Source organism: Pseudomonas sp. B7 (genome assembly GCF_016735645.1).
In the GTDB taxonomy this organism is placed as follows: domain Bacteria; phylum Pseudomonadota; class Gammaproteobacteria; order Pseudomonadales; family Pseudomonadaceae; genus Aquipseudomonas; species Aquipseudomonas glycinae.
Genome location: NZ_JAERRE010000014.1, coordinates 63,977 through 88,807 on the forward strand (window position 1 = coordinate 63,977; position 24,831 = coordinate 88,807).

Here is a 24,831-nt window from a genome sequence, read left to right on the forward strand (position 1 = left end):
TTTTTTTATTGGAACGACACCGATGAGTGCTCACGCAGCGAACGCGGGCGCATGTCGATCCAGTGCTCGTTGATGTAATCCAGGCAGACCTGGCGCTCACCGCGCATCCCCGCCTCGCTCCAACCGCTGGCCATCGGCTTGCCCGCCGGCCACAGGGAATACTGACCCTGAGCGTTGATCACCACATCGAATTGCAGTTGTGCGTCATTCATGTCGTTCTCCTGTTGAACGGGATTGCAGCGTGGCCAGGCTTCGCTCGAGCCCGGCGGCGAGTTGATTGCTTAGGGCATGTCGCTGTTCCTCGGCCTGCGCGCAGGCCCCGACGTACACCCGCACGGTCGCCCCACAGACCTGAGCGCAGGTCTCTGCGTCGCCGTCCGCGAAGGCCCGGGCCGACACCTCGGCGTTGGCGCTGGCATGAGCCTGGGCAAACGCCGTGGCGGCGGCCTCGGTATTGAGTTGCGCGTAGTACTCGGCGAACGCCTCGGCGTCGCCAAAGTGCTCGGCAATCATTGCGGTGTTGGCCGGTGCGAGGCCGTAGGTCAGCGCACTGGCGTGGGCCTTGGCGTACGCCGCGTCGTAGGGGTAGGCCTTGCGATACAGCGCCAGCAATACCGGTCTGAGCGTGGCCCGCCATTCGCCCTGACGCCCGATCACACCGAGCGCCGCCCGCTGATGCAGGCTTTGCAACGCGAGCAGCGACTGCCGATGTTCCGGCAAGGCTTCGCCGAGCATCGGCAGGACCACGTCGGCCTGCCAGAGATGAAACAGCCGCAGCGGCACGGGACCCTCGCCATTGTCTATCCGCTTGCGCAGGTCGTCGGCCTGTCCGGTTTCGCACAGCACTTGCACTAAATTCAGCAGCCATCGCGGCATCGAGATCGGCTCACTCATGGCGATGGCTCATCCGTACCGATGACTTCGGCCAGCAACCGCGCCCAGCGGCCCGCCACGATGCCGTAGTGATCGGTGTCCAGGGTTTGCCAACTGCGCAACTGCGGCAGCAAGGCCTGCCAGTTGCGTTGCAGGTCGTCCGGGTTCCATGCGTTGCCCAGCCCGTAAGGATTGGCGTGCCCGGCGCTGAACAGCCGCACCACTATGGTCGCCAATGCTGGCGGCTGGAAGTCGATCATGCTGGTCATGTTGTTGCGGCAGCACACCGTCAGCCGCTGCAGATACGCTTGGCGTTCTTCGCCCATGCCCTTCCCTTCGACCGCCGGCCAGCGCTGGGCAAACTCGCGCTGGAACACCTGCTCGATGGTCTGCTCATCAATGCCGGCCAGTTCCGCACCGGCATCCGGCGCGGGCGGGTCGATCAGGTACAACAACGGTTGCCTGAAGCCCTCAGCCTGGGCCTGATGACACAGTGCTTGCGCCACCCATGCTCCGAAGGACCACCCTGCAAGGCGCCAAGTGCTGCCGTGCGGAAGATGCTCCTTGATCGCCGCCAGATACCAGCGTGCACGTTCCTCCACGCTGATGTTCGGCAACTGCGGCAGGCGCAGCGCCGGGTCGGCGATCACGCACACGCCCAGTTCCGCCGGCAGCGCCGAGACCAATTCCCGATAGGCCTGAACATCGCCGCCCACCGGGTGGATCAGGTACAGCCAGTCGCGGCCGGCACCGGCATGCCATTGATCGATCCGCACCGCGTCGTGCCAGCCGAGCGGCGCAGCGCTGGGCGTGTCTTCAACAGTGGCGATCGATACCAGCCCCAGCACCTCGTTCAGGCTGACCTTGTGGCTGAATTGCGACAGCTGGAACACCTCACCGGTGGCCGCTTGCAGCTCGTCGATCAGGTCGAGCAGCGTCAGCGAATCCGCGCCCAGGTCGTACAGCGAGTCGTCATCTTCCAGCTCGGCCACACCGAGCCACTTGCACAGGCACTCACGCAAGCGCGCCGACAAATCCACGCCCTTCGGCGCCTCTACCGTTGCGGCCACGGCACCATGGCGAACCGGATAAAACTGCCGCGCCGTTTCGATGCCGGTGGTGGAAATCAACAGCTGCGGCAACTGCGTCGCCATCGCCAGATCGAACACTCGGCAACCCTCTTCGGCTGACAGTCCGACCGTCAGATGCTCCAGATGCGCGGCGTCTCCGCCGTTGCTGGTAGTGGCCATGCCGATGTCGCGCCAGATGTCCCAGTTGATCCCCAGGCGCAGGCATGTGTCGGCGGGGTTCGGGCGATAGTGGGTGAAGCCATCGAGTACCCCGCTGGCCGCCGCGTAATCCAGATGCCCGGCGCCGCCGAACAGTGCCGACATCGACGAGCAATAGAGGACAAAACCCGGCGTCAGGTGCTCGATCAAGGCTTCGACTGCCAGCATGCCGCGAGTCTTGGCGGCCATCGCCTCGGCCATTTGCCGGGCATCGCGGTGGCGAATCAAGCTGCCCGCTCCGACGCCCGCCGCATGAATCACGCCGCTAAGGCGACCGTAACGCACGGCCAGTTGATCGAGGATCTGCGGCCAGCACGGCAGGTCGGCGATGTCCGCTTTGATGCAGTCGATCCGCGACGCGTACGCCGCCAGCGACGCGGGCAATTGCCCCTGACGCGAGATCAGCACCACCCGGCGTGCAGGTGCCTGCAACAGGTGTTGGCACAAGGTCCGGCCGATGCCGCCGCTGCCGCCCAGCACCAGGAACGTACCGTCTTCCGGCAGAAGTCCTGATGGCGTTGCTGGGCCGGTCAATGGCTGAGGCAGCAAGCGTGGCTGCCACAGGTATCCGTCGCGCACCGCCATTCGCCGAGGCAGTGAGGCCGGATTGGCAAGCAACGCTGCCAACTCGCCGGCGCGCATTTCGAGGCGCGACGATGGCCAGTCCAGCCAGTGACAACGCACCGGGTATTCCTGCGGCACCACTTCGGTGATGCCGGCCAGCGCTGCCAGTTCGGGGCGCTGAACTTCGCCGTCTACCGGGCACGCCTGCCACGACATCAACCACAACCGCAGCCGTGTCATGCGCGGGGTCTGCCCCCAGGCCTGCATCAATGCACTGACCGTATCCAGACAGGCCCACTGCGCCAGATCCAGCGATTGCTCATTGACCTCGCCCGACACCGCCAGCGGCAAGGCATGCAGCCAGTCGAGTTCGCCAAGGTCGGGTTCTGCAACTTCGGCGAGCAAACGGTTCAGGGCTTCAGTGTCCAGCGGATCAAGTTCGAAACGGTCCGGGCTCAAGCGCTTGAAGCCATTACCGGCGCGCACCTGAATCACGCGTCGGTACACGGCGTTCAAGCTCGTCAGCAACGTCGATTCCGGCGTTTCATGGCTGCACAGAATCAGCACCTCACGGGATTGCGCCGTCGCTGTCGCGCTCAGGCGCCGGGTGCGCACCCATTGTCGTTGGTGAAACCAGTCCGCCAGCGGTTGTCGCGCAAGGGCTGGCGCTTCAGGTTCAGCAGCCACAGGGGTCTGGAAACGATAGGTCTGAAGTTCGAACGATGACGGCGGCAAATCCCACGGCGGCGGTGCCGAGCGTTGCGGCCACTGGATATTCACGCCTTCGTACCAGGCGTCCAGCAAATCCTGCGGCGATTGATCACGGGCGATCAACTGCGCGCTTGAGACCCCGACTTCCTTGATCGCTGTCGGCTGCAACGGAATGTCGTCACCCGACCGGCAGATCATCGCGAAGCGCCAGCGCAACTGCCGGCGACCTGACTGCAAGTACCGCAGCAATGCGGTGTGCTGTTCCGGATTGGTTTGCAGATATTCGCGAATTACCGCGATATCGCGCAGCAACTCCGCTCGGCTGTGAGCCGAAATCATCAGCAGTGGCAGCGTTTCCTCGTCCCCCTCCTGCGCCGTGGGCGCAGCACCAACGATGACATGCGCATTGGTTCCGCCAATCCCGAAACTGCTGACACCGGCCAGTCGCCGCCGCCCTTGCGGCCATGGCCGGGACGTGGTCGGCACGTAGAACGGCGAATGCTGCAGATCGATCTGCGGGTTGATCCGGCCAAAACCGAGGTTCGGCGGCAGCACGCCATGGAACACCGCGAGACTGGCACGAATCAGCCCGACCACCCCCGCCGCCGCGCCCAGATGACCGATCTGGCTTTTTACCGAAGCCAGTGCGCAATGGCCGGCAGGTGCGTCACCGAAAGCCTTGGTCAACGCCGCGACTTCGATCGGATCGCCGAGCAAGGTGCCGGTGCCGTGGGCCTCGATGTAGCCGATGTCGGCACCGGTCAACCCGGCCCGGCTCAAAGCATCACGGATGACTGCGCTCTGCCCGGCCACCGACGGCGCGGTGTAACTCATCTTGGCCCGGCCATCGTTGTTCAACGCCGAACCTTCGACCAACGCATAGATCCGGTCACCATCGGCCCGCGCCTTGGCCAGCGGTTTGAGCACCACCACCCCGTAGCCACTGGCACCGAGGGTGCCGCTGGCGTCGTCGCTGAATGGACGACACAGACCATCGGCAGAGAAGATGTGCTGCGAGCGGTGCCGATAGCCCTCGGTCAGAGTCGGATCGATCAGCACCCCGGCCGCGAGCATCACGTCGCTGTCGCCCTGACGCAGCATCGAACTGGCCAGGTGCACGGCGATCAGCGAGCTGCCGCAAGCGGCCTGCACGCTCAGGGCCGGGCCGTTGAGGTCCAGGTGATACGCGGCTTTGGTCGCCAGAAAATCCTTGTCGTGATGCAGCGCCAGTTGGAAGCCGTCCGGCAAATCGTCGTCGGCGGTTTCGCGCAGCATTTGCTGGAAGTACGTGGTTTCGCCGCAACTGGCGATCAGACCGATGCGCGGGCCCTCCGCCGACGGAACGATGGCCGCGTGTTGCAGAGCCTGCACGCAGGCCATCAGCAGATGCCGCTGTTGCGGGTCCATCAGCCGCGCTTCCTGGCGGCTGATGCCGAAGTACTCGGGATCGAAATCGAGCATGCCCGCCAGTTGACTGCGGGCGCCGACCAAGCCCTCTTCGGCGGCAAAGTGCTCGATGCCCAACCCATTGCCTTGCACCATCGCCCAGAACTCGGACAGGTTCTGCGCTCCGGCCACATTCACCGACATGCCGATGATCGCCATCGGCTGGTGACCTGCATCGGTTTGCCGGACACGCTCCACGGCTGCGACCGGCGCCGTCGACAGATGCGCCGCCAGACGCCGTACCGTGACGTGTTCGAACAGGTCGGCCATTGTCAACTTGTGCGGCAGCTCTTCGGCGTAACGGCCATGCAAACGCATGAGGCCGAGGCTGGTGGCGCCGGCCTCGAAGAAGGTCTGTTCCGGCTCGATGTCACGGCCGATCACGGCCTGGAACAACTCGCTGAGTTGCCGTTCCAGTGCGCTCAATTGAACAGCCGTTGCTGGCGTGCTGCGCCGCTCCAAAGCCTCGCCCAGATTCGGCAAAGCCTTGCGGTCGATCTTGCCGCTGGGGGTGCGTGGCCAGCGGTTGATCCGTCGGTATTCATCGATTCGCACATGGGCCGGCAGCCGCCGCGCGACCTGACGATCCAGCGCTTGCGACGTTGGAGGTTCGCCTTCGAGTTGCAGCCAGGCGATCAACCGGGGTGGATCGGCCTGCACCGCCACCACCGCGTTGACCACTTCCGGCACCTGCATCAGCGCCGCCTCGATCTGCCCCAGCTCCAGCCGATGGCCGCTGAGTTTGATCTGCTGATCGTCACGCCCCAGATAATGCAGGCAGCCCTGGGCATCGGCCCACGCCAGATCGCCGGTGCGGTAGTACAAACAGCCGTCCGCCAGCTCGACAAACCGCGCGGCGTTCAGCGCAGGATCAGCCAGATAGCAACGGGCAACCATCGGCCCGGCCACCAGCAGATAGCCACGACTGCCGATCGGTACCGGGCGGTCGTGCTCATCGACCAGCAGCAACCGCGCATTGCCCACGGCATGGCCGATCGGCGCGCGCAACGGCCAGTCCCGCGCCACCGGCGGCAGGCGCAAGGCGCTGACCACGTGGGTTTCGGTCGGGCCATAGTGGTTGAACAACGAGGCGTACGGCATGCCGCCGAACCAGTTGCGCAGTGCCTCGGTGCAAAGCAGTTGCTCGCCGGCCGTGATCACCTCGCGCAACGCCGACGGGTAAATTCCCCTGGTCACGGCGGTTTGCGCCAGATGCTGCAAGGCCACGTACGGCAGGAACAGGCGCTCGATTCGCGCCTCGACCATGTAATCCAGCAACGCCTCGGCATCCTGACGCCAGCGCGGCGTGATCAGGTGATAACAACCGCCGCCACACAGGGTGCTGAAAATCTCCTGGAACGACACATCGAACGACAGCATCGAGAACTGCAGGGTCACCGCTTTCGCCGGCAACTGCCCCTCGGTGCGCTGCCATTGCAGCAGGTTGCACAGGGTGCGTTCCGACACTTGCACACCTTTGGGCGTGCCGGTCGATCCGGAAGTGAACAGCGTGTACAACGGCCGTTCGCCGGCGTGGCGTGGACGTTCGAATGTTCCGGCATCGGCGCGCAGATCAACCCGATGGGTGGCGAATCGTCCGGCGTTCAGGTCATCCAGTACAGCCTTGGTGGCGTCGCTGAACAGCACACACAGCGGCTGCGCCTGCTCCAGCACCTGACGCTGGATCGCCACCGGGTAAGCAGGGTCCAGCGGCACGGCCGTCAGGTTGAGTTTGGCCAGCGCCAGCAAGGCGACGATGTGCTCCACCGAGGCATCGAGAAACAGCACGACATGCAACGGCGCGTTCCCGGTCGGCAACGGATGGCGCTCGATCAGGGAGGCCGCCAGAGCATCGGCCAGCGCATTCAGCTCGCTGTAGGTGAGACAGTGCTGGCCTTGAACCAGCGCGACCGCCTCCGGCGTGCAAAGCACTTGATGCTCGAACCCGTCCGCCAGTGTGTTGAACGGCAGCACAACCTGCGGACCTTCGCTGGCCGGTGGCAGGCTGCGTCGATACGGACCGAGCAAATCGTTGAGATTGGCCGTCGGGTTTTCCAGCAACAGATCCAGACCCCGGCGGAACAGCGCGTTCAACGCCCGCATCTGTTCGGCATCGAAATAGCTGCACTGATATTCCCACCAGCATTCCAGCTGCGAACCGCTGCCCACCATCAACAACGTCAGCGGGCACTTGGCGTGCAACTGCTCGTTGAACTCCAGCGTGGCGCGCAGACTGGAATCGGTCAGCGCCGCGTAATCGGTGTTTTCCAGCACGAACATGAAATCGAACAGCAACGGGCTCGACGACAGCCGCAGGTCTTCCACCAGATCCGCCAGCGCCACGTCCTGCAACGCCAGCACTTCACGCACGGTGGCAGTCTGTTTGCGCAATTGCTCGCTCAGGGGCAATGCGTTTTCAACGACGGTGGGGATCAGCACGGTGTTGGCAAACATGCCAACGGTGTCTTCGAACTCCGCCAGCGGCCGGTTGGACACCGGGCTGGCGATCCGTGGCCGGTCGCTCCCGGTCAGGGCGTACAGGCTCCAGGCGAAGACACTGAACAGCACTTCGAAGCGGGTCAGCCGTTGTTGCGTGCAAAAGCGTTCGAGGGCGGCGCTGCGCACTGTGCCCAAGGACTCGCGGTGCAACCGGGCGTCCGGGCTGATTTCGCGCATTGGCATCAATGCAGGCGACGGTTCTTCTTGACGGCGATGCAACTCGGCGAGTGCGCGGCGCTGGTCGCGGTAATGCGGATCGACGCTCCACTGGCGCTGCCACTGGCCAAACTCCAGCGTCGTCAATCGGGTGGCGCGCTGCGGACTGTCGTCGCCTTGCAGGACATCGGTGTAAAGCTGCGCCAGATCGTCGAACAACAGGTTCACCGACCAGCCATCGACGATGATGTGATGCAGGTTCAGCAACAGCCGGCAGCTGCCGTCGGCAAACGGCAACAGCCAGGCCTGAAACAGGTTCGGCGTCGTCAGGTCGAACGGCGCGGCGAACACCAGCTCGGCGAAGGCCTGCCAGTTGTCCTCGGTGAAATGCCCGACCGCGAAGGTGCGGCAGGCCGGACCCTGGTCGGCGATTACCTGATCAAGGACATCGCTACCGGGTGCAAAAGCCGTGCGCAACCCCGGATGGCGCTGCACGAGACGACCTACCGCCTCAGTCAGCGCCGCGACATCGACGCCCGCCGCCAGATGCAGAATCAGCGGCACGCTGTAGGCGGTCGAGGTCGGCGAACGTTGTTGCAACAGCCACAGCCGTCGCTGTTCGGCGGTGGCCGGCAGGCGCTGGGCGCTGCTGATCGGAGGCGCAGGTGGGTAGATCGACTCGCGGTTCGTTTCACCGGTCAGTTGTGAGGCCAACGACAAGAACGACTCGTTGAGCAACGTGTTGATCGCGATCTCGCGCTGCCAGCGGACACGGATCGCCGAACGCAGGCGCATGGCCTTGAGCGAATCGCCGCCACTGCCCAGCCAGTCATCCTGCGCACTCAGGGCCGGTTGGCCGAGCAGGGAACGGGCCTGACTCAACAACCATTCCAGCGCCGGCGAAACGCTTTCGTTATCCGTAACCGCCAGGACTGGATGCCACGGACTCAACCCCTGCGCCAGCAACCCGTCGCGGTCGATCTTGCCATTGGCCGTCAGCGGCAAGCGCTCCAGCAGAAACAACTGATGCGGCCGCATATACGGCGCCAGTTGTGCCCGCAGATGGTTTTCGAAGGCGAGATAGTCCAGATCCCCGCGAGGCACGATGAACGCCAGCAGCTGATGATCTTCAGCCGCCTGGCGCCGGGTACAGACGAACACCTGCGCCACGCCCGGATACTCCAGCATCCGTTGCTCCACCTCCCCCGGCTCGATCCGGAAACCACGAATTTTCACCTGCCGGTCGACGCGCCCCAGGTACTCGATCAAGCCTTCGGCATTGCGCCGCACCAGATCGCCGGTGCGGTAATGCACCTGCGCGCCACCGTCGAGGTCGGGCAAACGGACGAACTGGCGGGCGGTTTCTTCGGGCCGGTTGCGATAGCCACGGGCGACACCGCTGCCACTCAAATACAGCTCGCCGACCTCGCCTGCCGGTACCGGCCGTTGCTGCTCATCCAGCACCAACACGCCAGTGTCCGGCAACGGTCGGCCAATGGGCGCCGAGTCAGCGGCAAAGTCGCGGCTGATCGGCCAGCACAGGGCAAACGTGGTGCACTCGGTGGGGCCGTAAACATTGAAAATCCGGCAGCGGCTCTCAGGATTGGCCCGATACCATCCGCGCACGGCGGCAGCGCTGATCTGCTCACCGCCGATCAGCACCTGACGCACGCTGGAAAAGCACGAGGGCCACTCGGCAATCAAAGTGTTGAACAGCGATACCGTCATGAACAGATTGTCGACCTGGGTCCGCTCCAGCACCTCGGCCAGACGCCGCGCATCCAGCACGTCCTCATCGGCGATCATCACGCAGCAACCGCCGTTGAGCAGCGGCGCCCACAGTTCGAAACTGCACGCATCGAACGCCGGGTTGGACAGGCAGGCAAACCGGTCCGTCGGGCGAATCTCGATATAGCCGTTGGTGTGCGCCAGCCGCAGCAAGCCGCGCTCGCCCACCTCGACCGCTTTCGGCGTGCCGGTGGTGCCCGAGGTGTAGAACAGGAACATCACCTCGGCAAAATCTTCGGCCAGCGTTTGCGCTGGAGCGTCCGGCTGATCGAGCAAGGCCTCGACACTGGTTTGCCACAGTGACGGCGACCACAGCGGTTCTTCGTCCAGGGTAATCAGGCCGACACACGCCGCATCCGCCAGCATCAGTTCCCGGCGTTTGCGTGGGCTGGCGCGATCCAGCGGCACCACCACCGCGCCGACTTTCAACGCGCCAAGAATTGCCGCCAACCATTGCCATGAACGCGGCATGCACAACGCCAGCGACTGACCGGGCTCGACGCCACGCGCCAGCAGTCCTCGGGCGATGCGTTCGCTGGCGCTGGCCAGTTGCGCGTAAGTCAACGTGAGCGATTGATCGATCACCGCCGGGGCTTGCGGATTACGCGCCACTTGCTCGGCAAAACGTGCGAGCAACGGCATGTCTTTGGACGCACTCATCATTTCGCCTCCTGCGCGTCGAAGCGTTGCAGCTCCTGACGGACGATTTGCGAGACCCGGTGGATTTCCGCGCTTTCGAGCATGTCCCAGTGCCCGCCGCTGACCAGTTTCGCCAGATAGCCGCTACCCGCGCGGCGCCGCCAGAAGCCACGCAGTTCATGCAACTGATGGCGGCTGAAATCTTCCCGGGCCTGAATCAGCACCACGCGACCGGCGCGCGGCGCGCACTCATAGGCGGCCATGGCCAGCCGGTTGTGGTTGTAGATGTTGAAGTAGCGTTCGACCTGGGCGTCTTCGATGCCGGGGTACATGCCATTGAAGCGCACCAGCTTGTCGCGGAACTCGGCCATGTCCACGGTGCCGATCTGCTCGCGGAAACCCGGATCGTCGCTGCCCTGAGTGTCGAGCAGCACCACGGTCACCTGACGATGCCCGGCCGCCGTCAACCGCTGCGCCATTTCATAGGCCACCAGACCACCGAACGACAGCCCGGTGAGGATCAAAGGTTGCCGCGTCAGCGGTTCGATCTGGCGCAAGTAGGCCTCGGCCATCGCTTCGACCGTCGGCTCGGTGCTCTCCCCCGGATTCAACCCCGGCGATTGCACCCCGTAGACGCCAGTTGCATCCGGCAGCACCTTGGCCAGCGACAGGTAACAGAACGCCGTACCGCCCGCCGGGTGAATGCACACCACGTTGTGCTGGCCGCTGCCGCGCCGGAATTCGATCAGGCTGCTCTGTGCCAACGCCGGGTTGGCCCCGACCCGCAGCCAGCCGCCCAGCGCCTCGATGGTCGGGTAGCTGAGCACCACGCGCACCGGCACTTCGACCGCGAACTGCTGGCTGATCTCGTGGGCCATTTTGATAGCAGCGATGGAGGTGCCGCCGACATTGAAGAAGTTGTCGCGAATGCCGATCTGCGGCGCCAGCAACAGGCTTTTCCAGATCTGATACAGCGCCAGTTCGATGTGATCGCGCGGGCTGCTCAGGTTGACCTGACGATTGACCAATTCTTCGTCCGCCAATGCCGTCAGCGCAGTGCGATCAACCTTGCCATTGGCAGTCAGCGGCAGCGCGTCGAGCCACAGATAGCTGCCGGGGATTACGGCTCTGGGCAGGGTTGTCGCCAGATGGGCGTGCACCGCTGCTTCGTCAACGGGTTCGGCCACCACACAGCAGGCCACCAGCCGCTGATCCTGTGCCGCTTCGCCGACCATCAACACCACGGCGCTGCGGATGCCGGGAAACGCTTCGAGCCGGGCTTCGATTTCGCCCAGTTCCAGGCGCACGCCACGCAACTTGACCTGAAAGTCGTTGCGACCGAGAAATTCCAGCTGACCGTCCGGGCGGTAGCGCGCCAGATCGCCACTGCGATAGAGCCGATCACCTGCCACGAACGGATTGTCGATAAAGCGCTCGGCACTCAGTTGCGCCAGCCCCAGATAACCCCGGGCCACACCCACACCACCAATGTGCAGATGCCCGGTCACGCCCACCGGCACCGGCTGGTCGCGGTCATCAAGAACATAAAAGCGGTTGTTGGCAATCGGCCGGCCGATCGGCAATTGCCGGGCCGGCACCTCGGCGCCGGGCTCCAGGGTCCAGATGCTGTTGATCACCGTGGTTTCGGTCGGGCCGTAGACATTGTGCAGCCGCGCACGGGGCAGACGCTCCTGGAAGCGCCGGGCCAGAGCCGGCGGCAGTTCACCGCCGCCGCTGAACACATCGGTCAGCGACACACATTGGCTGACCTCGTCGACCTCCAGAAACAGCTGCAACATCGCTGGCACGAACACCAGCGCCGTGACCTGTTGCTCGCGCACCTCGCGGGCCAGGTACGCCGGTTCGTAATGGCCGCCGGGCCGTGCGATCACCAGCCGCCCGCCGGTTGCCAGCGGCCAGAAGGTCTCCCATGCCGAAGCATCGAAACCGAACGGGATCTTGTGCAACATCGCCCCCGCCTCGCCGCAGACCTGCAAACACCACAACAGCAGATTGCTCAAGCCACGGTGGGCGACCATCGCGCCCTTGGGCAAGCCGGTGGTGCCGGAGGTGTAGATGACATAGGCGAGATGGTCAGGGGTAACGCCGACATTGCGCGGATCGAGATTGTCCGCCGGCAACGACGCCCAGTTCCCCGCATCTTTTTCGAGGTCGAGGATCGGCGCTTCCCAGGTCGAGCCTTGCACGGCCTGACGCAAGATTCCGTGCGCCGAGCCAAGGGTCAGCAGCACCGCCGGCGTGCTGTCGCCGAGCATATGACTCAGGCGTCCCAGCGGATAGTCCGGGTCCAGCGGCACGTAGGCGCCGCCGGCCTTGAGCACCGCCAGCAGCGCCACTGGCAATTCCAGCGAACGCTCGATGCACACCGCCACGCGCACGTCCGGACCGACGCCCAAGGTGCGCAAATGCCGCGCCAGTCGGTTGGCCCGTGCATTGAGCTCGGCATAGCTCAGCGACTGGCCTTCAAATATCACCGCGCAGGCCTGAGGATTGCTCGCGACCTGCGCTTCGACCAGTTGATGCACGCAGGGCGCCGCTTGCGTCAGCGGCGCGGCGCGGTTGAAGTCGACCAGCACCTGCTGTCGCTCGGCCTCATTCATCAGCGGCAAGGCATTGATCGGTTGCTTGGCGTCGGCGGCGATCTGTTCGAGCAGGTGGCGGTAGTGCCCGCTCAGGCGTTCAATGGTCGCAACGTCGTAGAGGTCCGTGTTGTATTCCACCAGCAAGTCCAGCCGCCCTGCCCGCTCGACCCACTCGAACGCCAGATCGAACTTGGCCGTGGCACTGCTGGTGCCGTACGGCGCCAGTTCCAGGCCGGGCATCTGCACCGCGTTGCCCGGTGTGTTCTGCAACACCAGCATCACCTGGAACAACGGCGAATGGCCGGGATCGCGCTGCGGGTTGACGGCCTCGACCACGCGGTCGAATGGCACGTCCTGATGGGCGTGGACGTCGAGCATCTGACCCCGCACCTCGCGCAGCAGCTCGGCGAAGGTTTGCTGCGGATTCAGGCGCTGGCGCAGCACCAACGTATTGACGAAATGGCCGATCAGCGGCTCGACTTCCGGACGATTGCGGTTGGCGAACGGCGTGCCGACGCACAAGTCCTGCTGACCGCTGTGGCGCCACAGCAGCACCGCTAAAGCACCGAGCAGCACGTTGAACAGCGTGCCCTGGGTCTGCCGGGCCAGCGCCGTGAGTTCACGCAAAGTGTCGCCATCGACGGAGGAACTGAACGTGGCGCCGACATAACGCTGCACCAGCGGTCGCGGCCGGTCGGCAGGCAGGGTCGACAACAGCGGCGCGTCGTCCAGGGTGCGACGCCAGTAATCGAGCTGAGCGTCCAGCGCCGCACCGCCGATGCGCTGCTGCCAGCAGGCGTAGTCGGCGTATTGCACCGGCAACGGCGCAAGCGTCGGGGTTTCACCACGCAGATAATCGCCGTACAACGTGGCGACTTCGTGCAGGATCACGCCCATCGACCAGCCGTCGGCGATGATGTGATGCACGCTGTACAGCCACAGGTATTCATCGTCAGCCACGCGCAGTAACGACGCCCGCAACAATGGGCCGGTGGCCAGATCGAATGGCGCCCGTGCGTCCTGTTCGACGGCAAATCGCACTTGCTGCTCACGCTCGTCGCCAGGCAACTGGCGCAGATCCGTCACCGACAACGACAGCGGCATCGACGGATGCACCACCTGACGCGGTTCTCCGTCCACGCTGCCAAACGTCGTGCGCAGGACTTCGTGGCGGGCCACCAGTTGGTTCAGCGCTCGTTCCAGCTGCGCGACGTTCAACTGCCCTTTGAGCGTTACCGCCGTGGGCACGTTGTAGAACGGGTTGCCGGGTTCCAATTGATCGAGAAACCACAGTTGCCGCTGCGAGAACGACAACGGCCAGGACCCGTGCGCGCCAGCACGGCGCGGAATTACCGCGTCATCGTGCCCGCCGAGCAAGGCGATCAGTTCCTGTTTGTGACGCTTGAGCGCCTGGGTCAGTTCTTCGGTGAGAAACCCGCGCGGCGCCTTGCAGCGCAGCCTGTCACCGTCCACTTCGAGCACCACGCCATGGCGAGCGAACAACGCCAGCAATTGATCGGCATTCATACTTCGAACTCCTCCATGTCTTCGTCGTCCAGGCTGGCGGGCACAGGCTCGATGGCAAACGCCTCGACCGACGCGCGGTGTTGTTCATCGGCTGTGCGCAGCCCGCCGATCATCGAATAAATCAATTCATGGCTTGGCCCCAGGTCGAACAGCGTCGTCAGTTGCTGTTCCTCGACCGAGCCGATGCCGCACAGGCCCAGACCGTGCTCGACGGCGGTCATGCTCAGCAACTGGGCCATCGCCCCGCTTTCGATGTGGCAGAAGTCGCGGCTGCGCTCGCCATACAGCGGGCGAATCGCGGCCATGTCGGCGATGAAGAACAGCGAAAACGCGGCGTTCTCGTACACCGGTCGGTTGACGAAATAGTCGTAGGTGTCCGGGTCGAGCGCTCCGCTCTGGAGCGCCAGCAAACGATGCTGGCGGGGATCGTAGTAATACGCGCCACCGGGCACGCCGAGCACGCGATCCGGCTTGACGTAGAGGTAGGCCTGAATCGGGTACAGCCCGCCCGCCGACGGGAACTGGTATTTCACCTCGCCGTCGAGTTGCCCCTGGGCCAGCGCCGCCAGTACGTGCGCGAAGCCCTGGGTGGCGATCGGTTGCAGGTCGTATTGACGCACCGAGCGGTAATCGCTCAAACGCCGGGCGAAGGCCGGGTCTTGCGGCAGATCCAGTGCCACTGCCGGCAAGGCTTGAGCGAAGTCACGGCGCCCGCGCTGTTCGGCTTTGAACTGCGCTCGCTGCTGTGGATCCTCAATGATGTCCTGCACGGGCTCCGGAGCCTGCTGCACGTTGCCGAGCAATTCCTGACGCGCCCGGTTCTGGCGGTACATGCCAAGCAGATGCAGCAGCGTCGGTTGGGCCAGCAGTTGTGCCACGTGCGGGCGGAACTGCAACGCGCCGGACAACGCGTTGCTGATCCGGACGATATCGATCGACGTTGCGCCGAGGTTCAGCAGGTTGGCGTTGGCGGCGATGGATTCGCGCTTGAGCACGTCCTGCACGATTTCCACCAGCCGCTGTTCCTGCGGGCCGTCGACTTCCAGCGCCGGCCCTTGCTCCTCGACTTGCTCAGGCTCCGGCAGGCGTTTCTTGTCGACCTTGCCGTTGGACGACAACGGCCAGGCTTCAACAAAGGTGAACGACGGCGGAATCATGTAGGCCGGCAGCTTGTCGCTCAGGTAGGCGCTGAAATCGCTGGCATGCAACGCCGGATCGGCCTTGAGCACGTAACCCGCCAGACGCTTCTCGCCCAGCGTGCTGCCAAGAATCCGCACCACCGCGCTCTGCACGCCGGGATGGCGATTGAGGGCGGCTTCGATCTCACCCAGCTCGATGCGATAGCCCTGGACCTTGACCTGATTGTCTTCGCGACCGAGGAATTCGATGTTGCCGTCGGGCAGCAAACGGCCCAGGTCGCCGGTGCGATACAGCCGTTCGCCGGTCAGTGGATGGTCAAAAAAGCTGCCCGCGCTGAGTGTTTCATCGCGCCAGTAACCTTTCGCCAGACCGATACCGCCGATGTACAGCTGACCCGCGACCCAGGTCGGGCGCACTTGCAGCGCTTCATCCAGCACGTAGAAGCGCTGATGATCGAGGGCCTTGCCGTAGGGAATGCTGCGCCAGGCCGGATCGACCTGTTGCACCGGATAGCAGATCGACCAGATCGATGCTTCGGTGGCGCCGCCCAGGCTGATCAACTGCAAGTCCGGCTGCAAGGCCCAGGCACGCTCGGGCAAGGTCAGGGGAATCCAGTCGCCGGACAGCATCGCCACCCGCAGGCTGGCAGGTAACGCGCCGCCCTCGCCCTCCACGTACTCGACCAGCATGCCGAGCAGCGCCGGCACCGAGTTCCACAGGCTGACCTGGTGACGCTTGATCAATTCGAGCCAGTGCGCCGGATCGAGTGACAGTTGCGGTTCGAGGATGACCACCGTCGCGCCCACCGCCAACGTGCCGAAGAAGTCATAGACCGACAGGTCGAAGCTCAGCGACGAGATCGCCAATACGCGGTCGTTCGGGCCGACAGCAAAGCGCCGGTTGATGTCGAGCAAGGTGTTGACCGCACCGCGATGGTCGATCACCACGCCTTTCGGCTGACCGGTGGAGCCGGAGGTGTAGATCACGTAAGCGAGGTCACTTTCGTTCACCTGCACCGGTTGCAGTGGCAGTTCATCGTTCGAGACTTCATCGGTGACCGCGATGGCCGTGACCTGCGCCGGCCATTCGATCCTGTCGAGCAGCGCCGGTTGGGTCAGGACCAGGCTCGCCTCGGCCCGCTCCAGAATATGCCGCAGCCGTTCCGCCGGTTGCGTCGGCTCGATGGGCAGGTAAGCGCCGCCGGCGTACAGAATCGCCAGGGTCGCCACCACTTGCTCCCAGCCGCGCTCCATCACCACCGCCACCAAGAGGTTCGGCAGCACACCCTGCGCTTGCAATCGGGCACCGAGTTGCCGGGCCTCAAAGCGAAGCTGGGCGTACGTCAGCTGTCGCGTGCCGATCACCGCCAGTGCGTCCGGTGTGGCGAGGGCCCGACGGTCGAACAGTTCGTGCATCAACGGCAGCGTTTGCTGATGGTCGACCGGTGCCGGCAATCGCGCCTGCGGCAGCAGTTGTGGCGTGTTTGCGCCCCAGGCCGCCGGCTCGCAGAGGCTGTCGAGCAGGGTGTTATAGGCGACGAACATCTGCTCGATCATGCCTTGCGGGAACAGTTCGTCGATGCTGTCCCAGTTGAACAACAGGCGTCCTTCCAGCTCCAGCAACGTGTGGTCGAGCCACACTTGCGGGGTCTGGGTGATGCTGTGCATGTGTTTGGCGTGCAACGCATCGGCCAAGTTGAACTCGGCCAGTTCCGGCGCCGCTTCCGACAGCGTGCTGTTGAACACGATCGGCATCGCGGTCTGCTGCACGCCCCGGGCCTGGGACAATTCGCGCAGCACCCGCACACCGCTGACCACCGAATGGTCGATGTCGCGCCACAGTTGCGCCTGCACTGCGCGGGCCTTGTCGGTGAAGGTTTGTGTCCCGTCGATGCCGACTTCCAGCAGCACCAGCGAGGTGAAGTCGCCGATGATTTCGTCAACATCGGGATGAAGCGGCATGCGGTTGAACAGCGGCAGACTCAGGGTGAAACGCGGGGTGCGGCTCCACAGCGCCAGCACTTCGCTGAACGCGGTCAGCAGCATCACCGACGGCGTCACCGCAAACTGCTTGGCCACGGCTTTGAGCTGCGCCCACTGCGCCGCCGACATGTCGCGGTCGCGGCGGGTGAAGTGCGGGTTGGCAATGCTTTCGGGTTGGCGTACCAGCGGCAGATCTGGCGCCGGGGCCAGCGTGGTCACCCGCTCACGCCAGTAGCCCAGCGCCTGCTCGTAGCGGCGGCCATTGCGCAACTGCTGTTCGGCCAGCACATAGTCGCGAAAAGTCAGGCCTGGCTCTGTCAGCTCCAGGTTCGGATTGACGTAGAACGCCATCAGTTCGCGGGCGAGAATCTGCGTGCTCGCGGCGTCGACGATCAGCGCGTCGAGGCTGATGTGCAAATGGGTAATGCCGTCATCGAGCAGCGACAGGCTGAACTCGAACAGCGGCCAGCGACTGGCGTCCAGCACCTGATGGGACTGGCGTTCGCGGGTCGCTTCCAGCGTGCGTTGCGCCACTTCGACGGGCAAGCCGCGCAGGTCGCTGCGGGGCATGCGATAGGTCGGTACCTGCGCCAGCACCTGTTGCGTGCCGTCGCTGAGGAACACCACGCGCAGCATGTCGTGGCGCTGGATCATGCGATTCAAGGCCTGTTCGAAACGCTCGGCGTCGAATTCGGGAATGCGCAGTTCTTCGTAGCCGTGAGCGCTGACGCCGCCGAGGCTGACCGTGGCCTCGCGACCGAACCAGTAGGCTTGCTGGATATCGGTCAGAGGGAACGGTTCATGTCGATTGCCGCGATCCGGCTCGATCTGGAGGAATGCCGGTTCAACGCTCTGTTCTTCACGCGAGACCTGCGCCGCCAGATCCCGCAACACCGGGGTCTGGAACAGGCTGCTCAGGGACAGTTGCGCGCCCATGCGCTGGTTGATCGCGTAGATCATCCGCGTCGCCAGCAGCGAGTGGCCGCCGAGGTCGAAGAAGTTGTCGTGGATGCCGACCCGTTCGCACTTGAGCACTTCAGCCCAGATCTCGGCCATTTGCCGTTCAATGTCGTTGCGCGGCGCTTCGTAAGTCGCGCCAGCGCTGCGTTCCGGTGCCGGCAGCGCCTGGCGGTCGAGCTTGCCGTTACGGGTCAGCGGCAGTTGCGAGAGCCGGACCCAGGCACTCGGGATCATGTGTTCGGGCAACTGGCGTTGCAGTTCGGCGCGCAGGGATTCGCTGGTCGCGGTGCCGACCACATAGGCCACGAGGCGCTTGTCCCCGGCCACGTCTTCACGCAGCAACACGGCGGCTTCCTGAACCCCGGGTTGCTGATGCAACAGGCTGTCGATCTCACCGAGTTCGATGCGAAAGCCGCGCAGTTTCACCTGTTGGTCGATGCGTCCCAGGTACTGCACGTTGCCGTCGGCCAGGAATTTCGCGAGGTCGCCGCTGCGGTACATCCGCGCGCCCGGCTCGGCGCTGAACGGGTCCGGCAGGAAGCGCTCGGCGGTCAGGTCCGGACGATTCAGATAGCCACGGGCCAGGCAGGCGCCGGCGATGTACAACTCACCCGCCACGCCGACCGGCACCGGATTCAGATGCTCGTCCAGCACGTACAGCCGCGCATTGGCGATGGGACGGCCAATGGGCGGCGCGTCCGGCCAGGACTCGGCGTCGTTGCAGTCGAGGCTGAACTGGCTGACCACATGGGTTTCGGTCGGCCCGTACTGGTTATGCAACTGCGCACCGCCGAGCCCACGGACAAAACCGCGCAGTTCGTCATTGATTTGCAGGGCTTCACCGGCGGTGATGATCTCGCAACCGCCGGCCGGCATCGGCGCATCGGCCTCGGTCAGGCCGGCGAGTTGCTGCAATACGGCGAACGGCAGGAACGCCCGCTGCACGCCTTCGGCCAGCAGGGTCGGGCGCAGTGCGGCGAGGTCCTTGCGGCTGTCTTCGGTCATCAGCAACAGGCTGCCGCCCTGGCAGAGGGTGCTGCAGATTTCCTGGAACGAGACGTCGAAGTTCAGCGAGGCGAATTGCAGCACACGCTGCGGTGCTGCGGCTTGATCGAGTTGCCAGGCAATCAGGTTGTCCAGCGCGCGACAGCTGTGGGCCACGCCTTTCGGGCGTCCGGTGGAGCCGGAGGTGTAGAGCACGTAGCCGAGGTTTTCCGGGCTCACCGTGACGTGCGGATCATCCGCCGGGTGCTGTGCCCATTGCGCTGCGCCGGTGTCCAGGCAGCAGATTTTCGCCTCGTTGGCCGGCAGCCCGGCCATCAGGCTCGATTGCGTCAGCAGCAAGGTCGGCGCCGCATCGCTGAACATGAACGCCAGACGCTCGCTCGGGTAAGCCGGGTCGAACGGCACGTACGCCGCGCCGGCCTTGAGGATCGCCAGCAGGCCGATGACCATGTGCGGCGAGCGCTCCATGCACAGACCGACGCGATGCTCGGGGCCGACGCCTTGTTCGATCAGGTGATGCGCGAGGCGGTTGGCAGCACGATTCAGTTCGCCATAACTCAGTTGCTCACGGTCGGCGAGCAGCGCCACGGCATCGGGCGTTTGCCGGGCAAGGGTTTCGAAGCGCGCCACGCAACCGGGCAACGACGCGGTATCCCGCGCGGTGCGGTTCCAGTCATGAACGATCTGCTGATGTTGCTCGGCGCTCAGCAGCTTGATCCTCGCCAGCGACTGCTGGCTGTCCTCGACCATCTGCGTCAGCACCCGACGCAGGTACTCGCCGAACTGCTCGACAGTGCCGCGCTCGAACAGGCCCGAGGCATATTCCAGACCACCGACGATCTGCCCGTCGCGCTCACTGAGCGCCAGTTGCAGATCGAACTTGGCCACGTGATGGCTGCTCTCGACCGGCGTAACGTCGAGCCCGGTCAGCAGCAGATCGGAATCCTGATCCTGCTCCCAGGCAAACAGCACCTGGAACAGCGGACTGTGGGCCAGGCTGCGCGGCGGGTTGAGCAATTCCACCACTTGCTCGAACGGCAGGTCCTGGTGTTCCTGAGCCTCCAGCGCCACTCGCCGCGCCTGTTGCAGCCATTGCGCCACCGACGGCGTACCTGATCGAGTCATCCGCAGAGCCAACGTATTGACGAAGAAACCGATCAGCCCTTCCAGTTCCTGTTGCGGACGGTTGGCCGATGGCACGCCGATCACCACGTCGCTTTGCCCGGACAGACGCGACAACAGCAATGAAAACCCGGCCAGCAGAGTCATGAACAGCGTGGTGCCTTGCTGCATGCCCAGGGCTTTCAATCGCGCGGTCAACGCTTCGTCGAAGACCAATGGAACAAAGCCACCGAGGTAATCCTGCACGGGCGGACGCTTGTGATCGGTCGGCAACTCCAGCAATACCGGCGCGCCCGTGAGGGTTTCACGCCAGTAACGGCTTTGCTGCTCCAGCACGTCGCCGGACAGCCATTGCTTTTGCCACACGGCGTAATCCACGTACTGCACGGGCAGCGGCGGCAGCGGATCGTCGCGATCCTGCAACGCCGCTGCGTACAGCTGCCCCAGCTCGCGGGTGAGCACGCCCATCGACCAGCCGTCGGAGATGATGTGATGCTGGGTCAGCAGCAACACATGGTCATCCGCCGCCAGCCGCAGCAAGCTGACCCGCATCAGCGGGCCCCGGCTCAGGTAGAACGGTCTCGCGCCTTCCTCGTCGATCAAGCGGGCCAGACGTTCTTGCGCATCGTGCCCCTGCACGTCAGTCACCGTCAGCCGGATGCTGTGCGCAGGCGGCGAAACCAGTTGGCGCCCTTCCCCTTCAACGGCGATGAAGGTGGTGCGCAGCGCAGCATGGCGCGCCACCAGTTGATTGAAGCTGCGTTCGAGTGCCGCCACGTCCAGCGAACCGCGCAAACGCAGGTTCAACGGCATGTGATACGCCGCGTTGCCACCTTCCATTTGCGCCAGAAACCACAGGCGCTGCTGGGCAGACGACAACGTTTGCGCGCCCGAGCGTTCAAGGGCCGTGATGGCCGGGCGAGCCGCAGCCTGACTGGCTTGCAGCCGTTCGGCGAACGCCGCCAGAACCGGCGCGGCAAACAGGGTCGAAGGCGCCACTTCCAGCCCCAGCGTGTGGCGAACCTGCGCCAGCACCCGCATCACCAGCAGCGAGTGACCGCCAAGGGCGAAGAACTGATCCTGACGCCCGACCCGCTCGATGCCGAGCACGTCCGACCAGATCGCGGCGAGCGCGGTTTCCAGCGAGCCTTGGGGAGCCTGGTATTCCTGCTGATCGAATGCCTCGACGTCCGGCGCTGGTAAACCGGGCCGATCAACCTTGCCGTTGGCGGTCAGCGGCAAGGCGTCGAGACGCACGAAGGCGGTCGGCACCATGTAGTCCGGCAAGCTGATTTGCAGCTGTTCGCGCAGTAAGCGCGGGCTCAGCGTTGAGTCTGGTTTTTCGCAGTAGTAGGCGACCAATCGCGGTTCACCGGGACTGTCCTGGCGCAGCAACACCACGCTTTCCCGCACGCCCGGGATGTCCGCCAGCCGGGTTTCGATTTCCCCCAGTTCCAGACGCAGGCCGCGCAATTTGGCCTGGGCATCGTTGCGACCGAGGAATTCCAGTTGGCCGTCGGCCCGGTAACGCGCCAGATCCCCGGTGCGGTAAAGGCGTTCGCCCGCCAAGAACGGGCTGTCAATGAAACGCTCGGCGGTCAGTTGCGGCAGGTTCAGATAACCGCGCGCCACGCCGACGCCGCCGATGTACAACTCGCCCGCGACACCCTCGGCAACCGGTTTACCGTCAGCATCGAGCAGGTAAATCCGGGTGTTGGACAGTGCCCGGCCGATGGGCAGCACCGCGTCGATCTGGTTGTTTTCGGTGAACTCGAAACAGGTGCTGTCGATGCTCGCTTCGGTCACGCCGTAGGCCTGGACGATCTGCACCTGCTCACCACACAGCCTGCGTAATTGTCGTGCGCTGTGGGCGGTCCAGATGTCGGAGCCGCAGACCACGGTGCGCAGGAACGACAAGTCATGGCCGGTCTCTTCGACCCACGCCAGCAGCGGATTGAGCAGCGCCGGTACGAAATCGGCAAAGCCAATCTGCGCCTCGCGGATCAGCCGATACAGGGCCGGCGGGTCCATCAGGGTGTCCCGTGGGCACAGCACCAGCGTACCGCCAAAACCCAGCGCACGGATCAGGTCCGCGCTGAACACATCGAAGGAAAAACCGGCCATTTGCAGGTGCTTGATCGGCTCGCCCAATCCATAGAGCCGGGCCCAGTCGCCGCTCACGGCGACCAGTCCGCGATGCTCGACCATCACGCCTTTCGGGGTTCCGGTGGAGCCGGAGGTGTAGATCACGTAAGCCAGGTGACGGGGTGTCAGGCCGATCGAGTGAGGATCGAGGTTGTCTGCCGGGAGCGAAGCCCAATCACGGGCGTCGGCCAGGTCCAGCACCGTCGGTGCAGTCGCTGACGGTTCGAGCGCCGCCCGCAAAATATCGCGTGCCTGGCCGTGGGTCAGCACCACCGGCGGTGCGCTGTCGGCCAGCATGTGCGCCAGCCGCGCCTGCGGATAGGCCGGGTCCAGCGGCACATAGGCACCGCCAGCCTTGAGCACCGCGAGCACGCCGACCAACATTTCCAGCGAACGCTCCAGACACAGCCCGACCCGCACGTCCGGCCCGACCCCGAGCTTGCGCAGGTGATGGGCCAGCCGGTTGGCGCGGGTGTTCAGTTCACGGTAACTGATTGCCTCCTGCTGCCAGCGCGCAGCGATGGCCTCGGGGGTGCGCAGCACCTGCGCTTCAAACAGACCGTGCACGCACAGGTCTGCATCGAACGGTTTCAAAGAGCAAACGTCGGGCTGCGCGGGATTCGTCCCACGCAAGGAAGTGTTGTCGAACATCGGAGGCTACCGTCCATGACTACATTATTTTTGTGATCAGGCAGGTGTCAGCACGCTTCCTGCCAGTCAGGCCCCGGCATCAGGTGCCGGCACGGTCTTTCGAATTCAGGAGGATGGCGCGGCGCGCGCGTGCAGACTCACGTTGAACGCGGGCACACGCAGAAATTCGGGGGGAGACAGGCTGGAGAAGAACACCGCAGCGCGGTCGGCGCAGGCAGATGGAAAGTGGGCCGGATCATTGGCGACAGGGGTCGCCCCGTTCATTGCATCGTCGATTGCAAACCGCGTGACCAATTGAAACCTCGACTTCCATTTGAGGGTCAACGACGAGGAACAACCTGCGCGGGGATGACAGCGCCAGGGTGGTCCCGATCGGCTGCGACTGCCGGGCCTGTAGACACGCGGCAATCTTCTGGCGCCGGGTTTGTGACCCGAAGCGCCGGCGGATAATAACCACGTTTTTTGTTAGGGAGGCAAACAAAATGTAGGAAATTTGCGAAATAAATATCGGACGTTTCCTACCTGATCGAGACGATGGCAAAGGGACAGAGATGTCATTAATGCCGGGAATCCAGCCTCTGTTCCTGGCAGGCGCCGATCATCGAAAACCCGCGCAAAATGCCGACTGGCCAGCGCAATAGTCACCGCAGTTTCCGGGCGCTAACAAGCGCTAACAACGCATAACTGGCAGTCATTCGGCTGTGAAGGCAGGCTTGAATCTCACCGCTGAACGCCGGGCCACCTGCAAATCTTTTCGGCAGCCGCGCTCAGTCGAACGATGGTTTTGCGAGGAATTCGACCATGGCTGAAGGTTATCGCCACACTTGCCTGTGCGAGTCAGACCGGCTCGGCAACGACGAACTGTATGCCTTGGTCGCGGGCGCCGTCCGCCATGGCCGAAGTGAAGCACAACAGCTGTTCGCGACGGTGACGCCGTTGCTCATCGCCTTTTACGAAGGTCAGGTGCAAGCCGGGCGGATTCGTCGTGAAGACACCGGCGGCCTCGTTCAGCAGGCCTTCAGGACGCTTTATCAGGAACAGGCCGCCCATGACCCGAGCTTTCCGTTTCGCGCCTGGCTGATCGAGATCGCCCGCGCGACCCTGCTCAACAACCTGGACCATCGCGGTACTGACGCCGTGGCCGACGCGCTGGCGGGTGCATCTGCACGCGAATGTCATGAACCCACTCGGGCCACATGAACCGCCCTCCACGCTGTGAAATACCCTTCAGGGAATGCCCATGATCGATATCGAAAAAACCCTCTACTCCGCGCACACCTGCACCACTGGCGGCCGCGAGGGCACAGGACGCAGTCACGATGGCCGACTGGATCTCAAGCTGTCGCCACCGGGTGCGCCCGGCACCGGAACCAACCCCGAGCAATTGTTCGCCGTGTGCTGGTCGGCCTGTTTCCTCGGCTCACTGCGTCACGCCTGCAATGCACGTAAGATCGTTTTCCCGGCCATGGCCGGGGTGGATGCTCAAATCGACCTGATCCACGGCGAGCACGGGTTCTTCCTGCAAGCGAAACTGGCGGTGTCACTGCCGGAGATTGAACCGCAAGTGGCGCAACAACTGATCGACGCGGCACACCAGAACTGCCCCTACTCCAAGGCCACGCGCAACAACATCAAGGTCAGCATAACCCTCACCTGATCCGTCTTTTGCCGACAGCAAAATGCCCAATCTTCCAACCACACCTTCGTACGATCCGGCGACACCATGGTGCA

General features: G+C 64.2%; 7 protein-coding genes. 2 read left to right on the plus strand and 5 right to left on the minus strand.

Annotated features, from left to right (window positions below):
• Positions 1–5: 5 nt before the first annotated feature.
• Genes JKA62_RS26285 through JKA62_RS26305 form a run of 5 tightly spaced genes read right to left on the minus strand, consistent with a single transcriptional unit; the run spans position 6 to position 23,100 of the window.
• Positions 6–212: an MbtH family protein gene (locus tag JKA62_RS26285; RefSeq protein WP_201820195.1), complete on the minus strand. Its 207-nt coding sequence runs from the start codon at positions 210–212 to the stop codon at positions 6–8.
• On the minus strand, positions 205–876 hold the full coding sequence (locus tag JKA62_RS26290; RefSeq protein ID WP_201820222.1) for a hypothetical protein: 672 nt from the start codon (positions 874–876) through the stop codon (positions 205–207). The genes JKA62_RS26285 and JKA62_RS26290 overlap by 8 nt, the downstream gene beginning before the upstream one ends.
• Before the next feature lie 14 nt (positions 877–890).
• On the minus strand, positions 891–9,986 hold the full coding sequence (locus JKA62_RS26295) for an amino acid adenylation domain-containing protein (protein WP_442962201.1): 9,096 nt from the start codon (positions 9,984–9,986) through the stop codon (positions 891–893).
• Positions 9,986–14,095, minus strand: coding sequence for a non-ribosomal peptide synthetase (locus JKA62_RS26300; RefSeq protein WP_201820197.1), 4,110 nt, complete (start codon positions 14,093–14,095; stop codon positions 9,986–9,988). The genes JKA62_RS26295 and JKA62_RS26300 overlap by 1 nt, the downstream gene beginning before the upstream one ends.
• Positions 14,092–23,100: a non-ribosomal peptide synthetase gene (locus JKA62_RS26305; protein ID WP_201820200.1), complete on the minus strand. Its 9,009-nt coding sequence runs from the start codon at positions 23,098–23,100 to the stop codon at positions 14,092–14,094. Before JKA62_RS26305 ends, JKA62_RS26300 begins: the two co-directional genes overlap by 4 nt.
• 801 nt (positions 23,101–23,901) lie before the next feature.
• On the opposite strand from JKA62_RS26305, the gene JKA62_RS26310 reads away from it, so the two are divergent.
• Both JKA62_RS26310 and JKA62_RS26315 read left to right on the plus strand, forming a co-directional pair.
• Positions 23,902–24,300, plus strand: a complete 399-nt coding sequence (locus JKA62_RS26310) for a hypothetical protein (protein ID WP_011333691.1) — start codon at positions 23,902–23,904, stop codon at positions 24,298–24,300.
• A gap of 40 nt (positions 24,301–24,340) precedes the next feature.
• Positions 24,341–24,757, plus strand: coding sequence for an organic hydroperoxide resistance protein (locus JKA62_RS26315; RefSeq protein WP_011333690.1), 417 nt, complete (start codon positions 24,341–24,343; stop codon positions 24,755–24,757).
• The last annotated feature ends 74 nt before the right edge of the window (positions 24,758–24,831 follow it).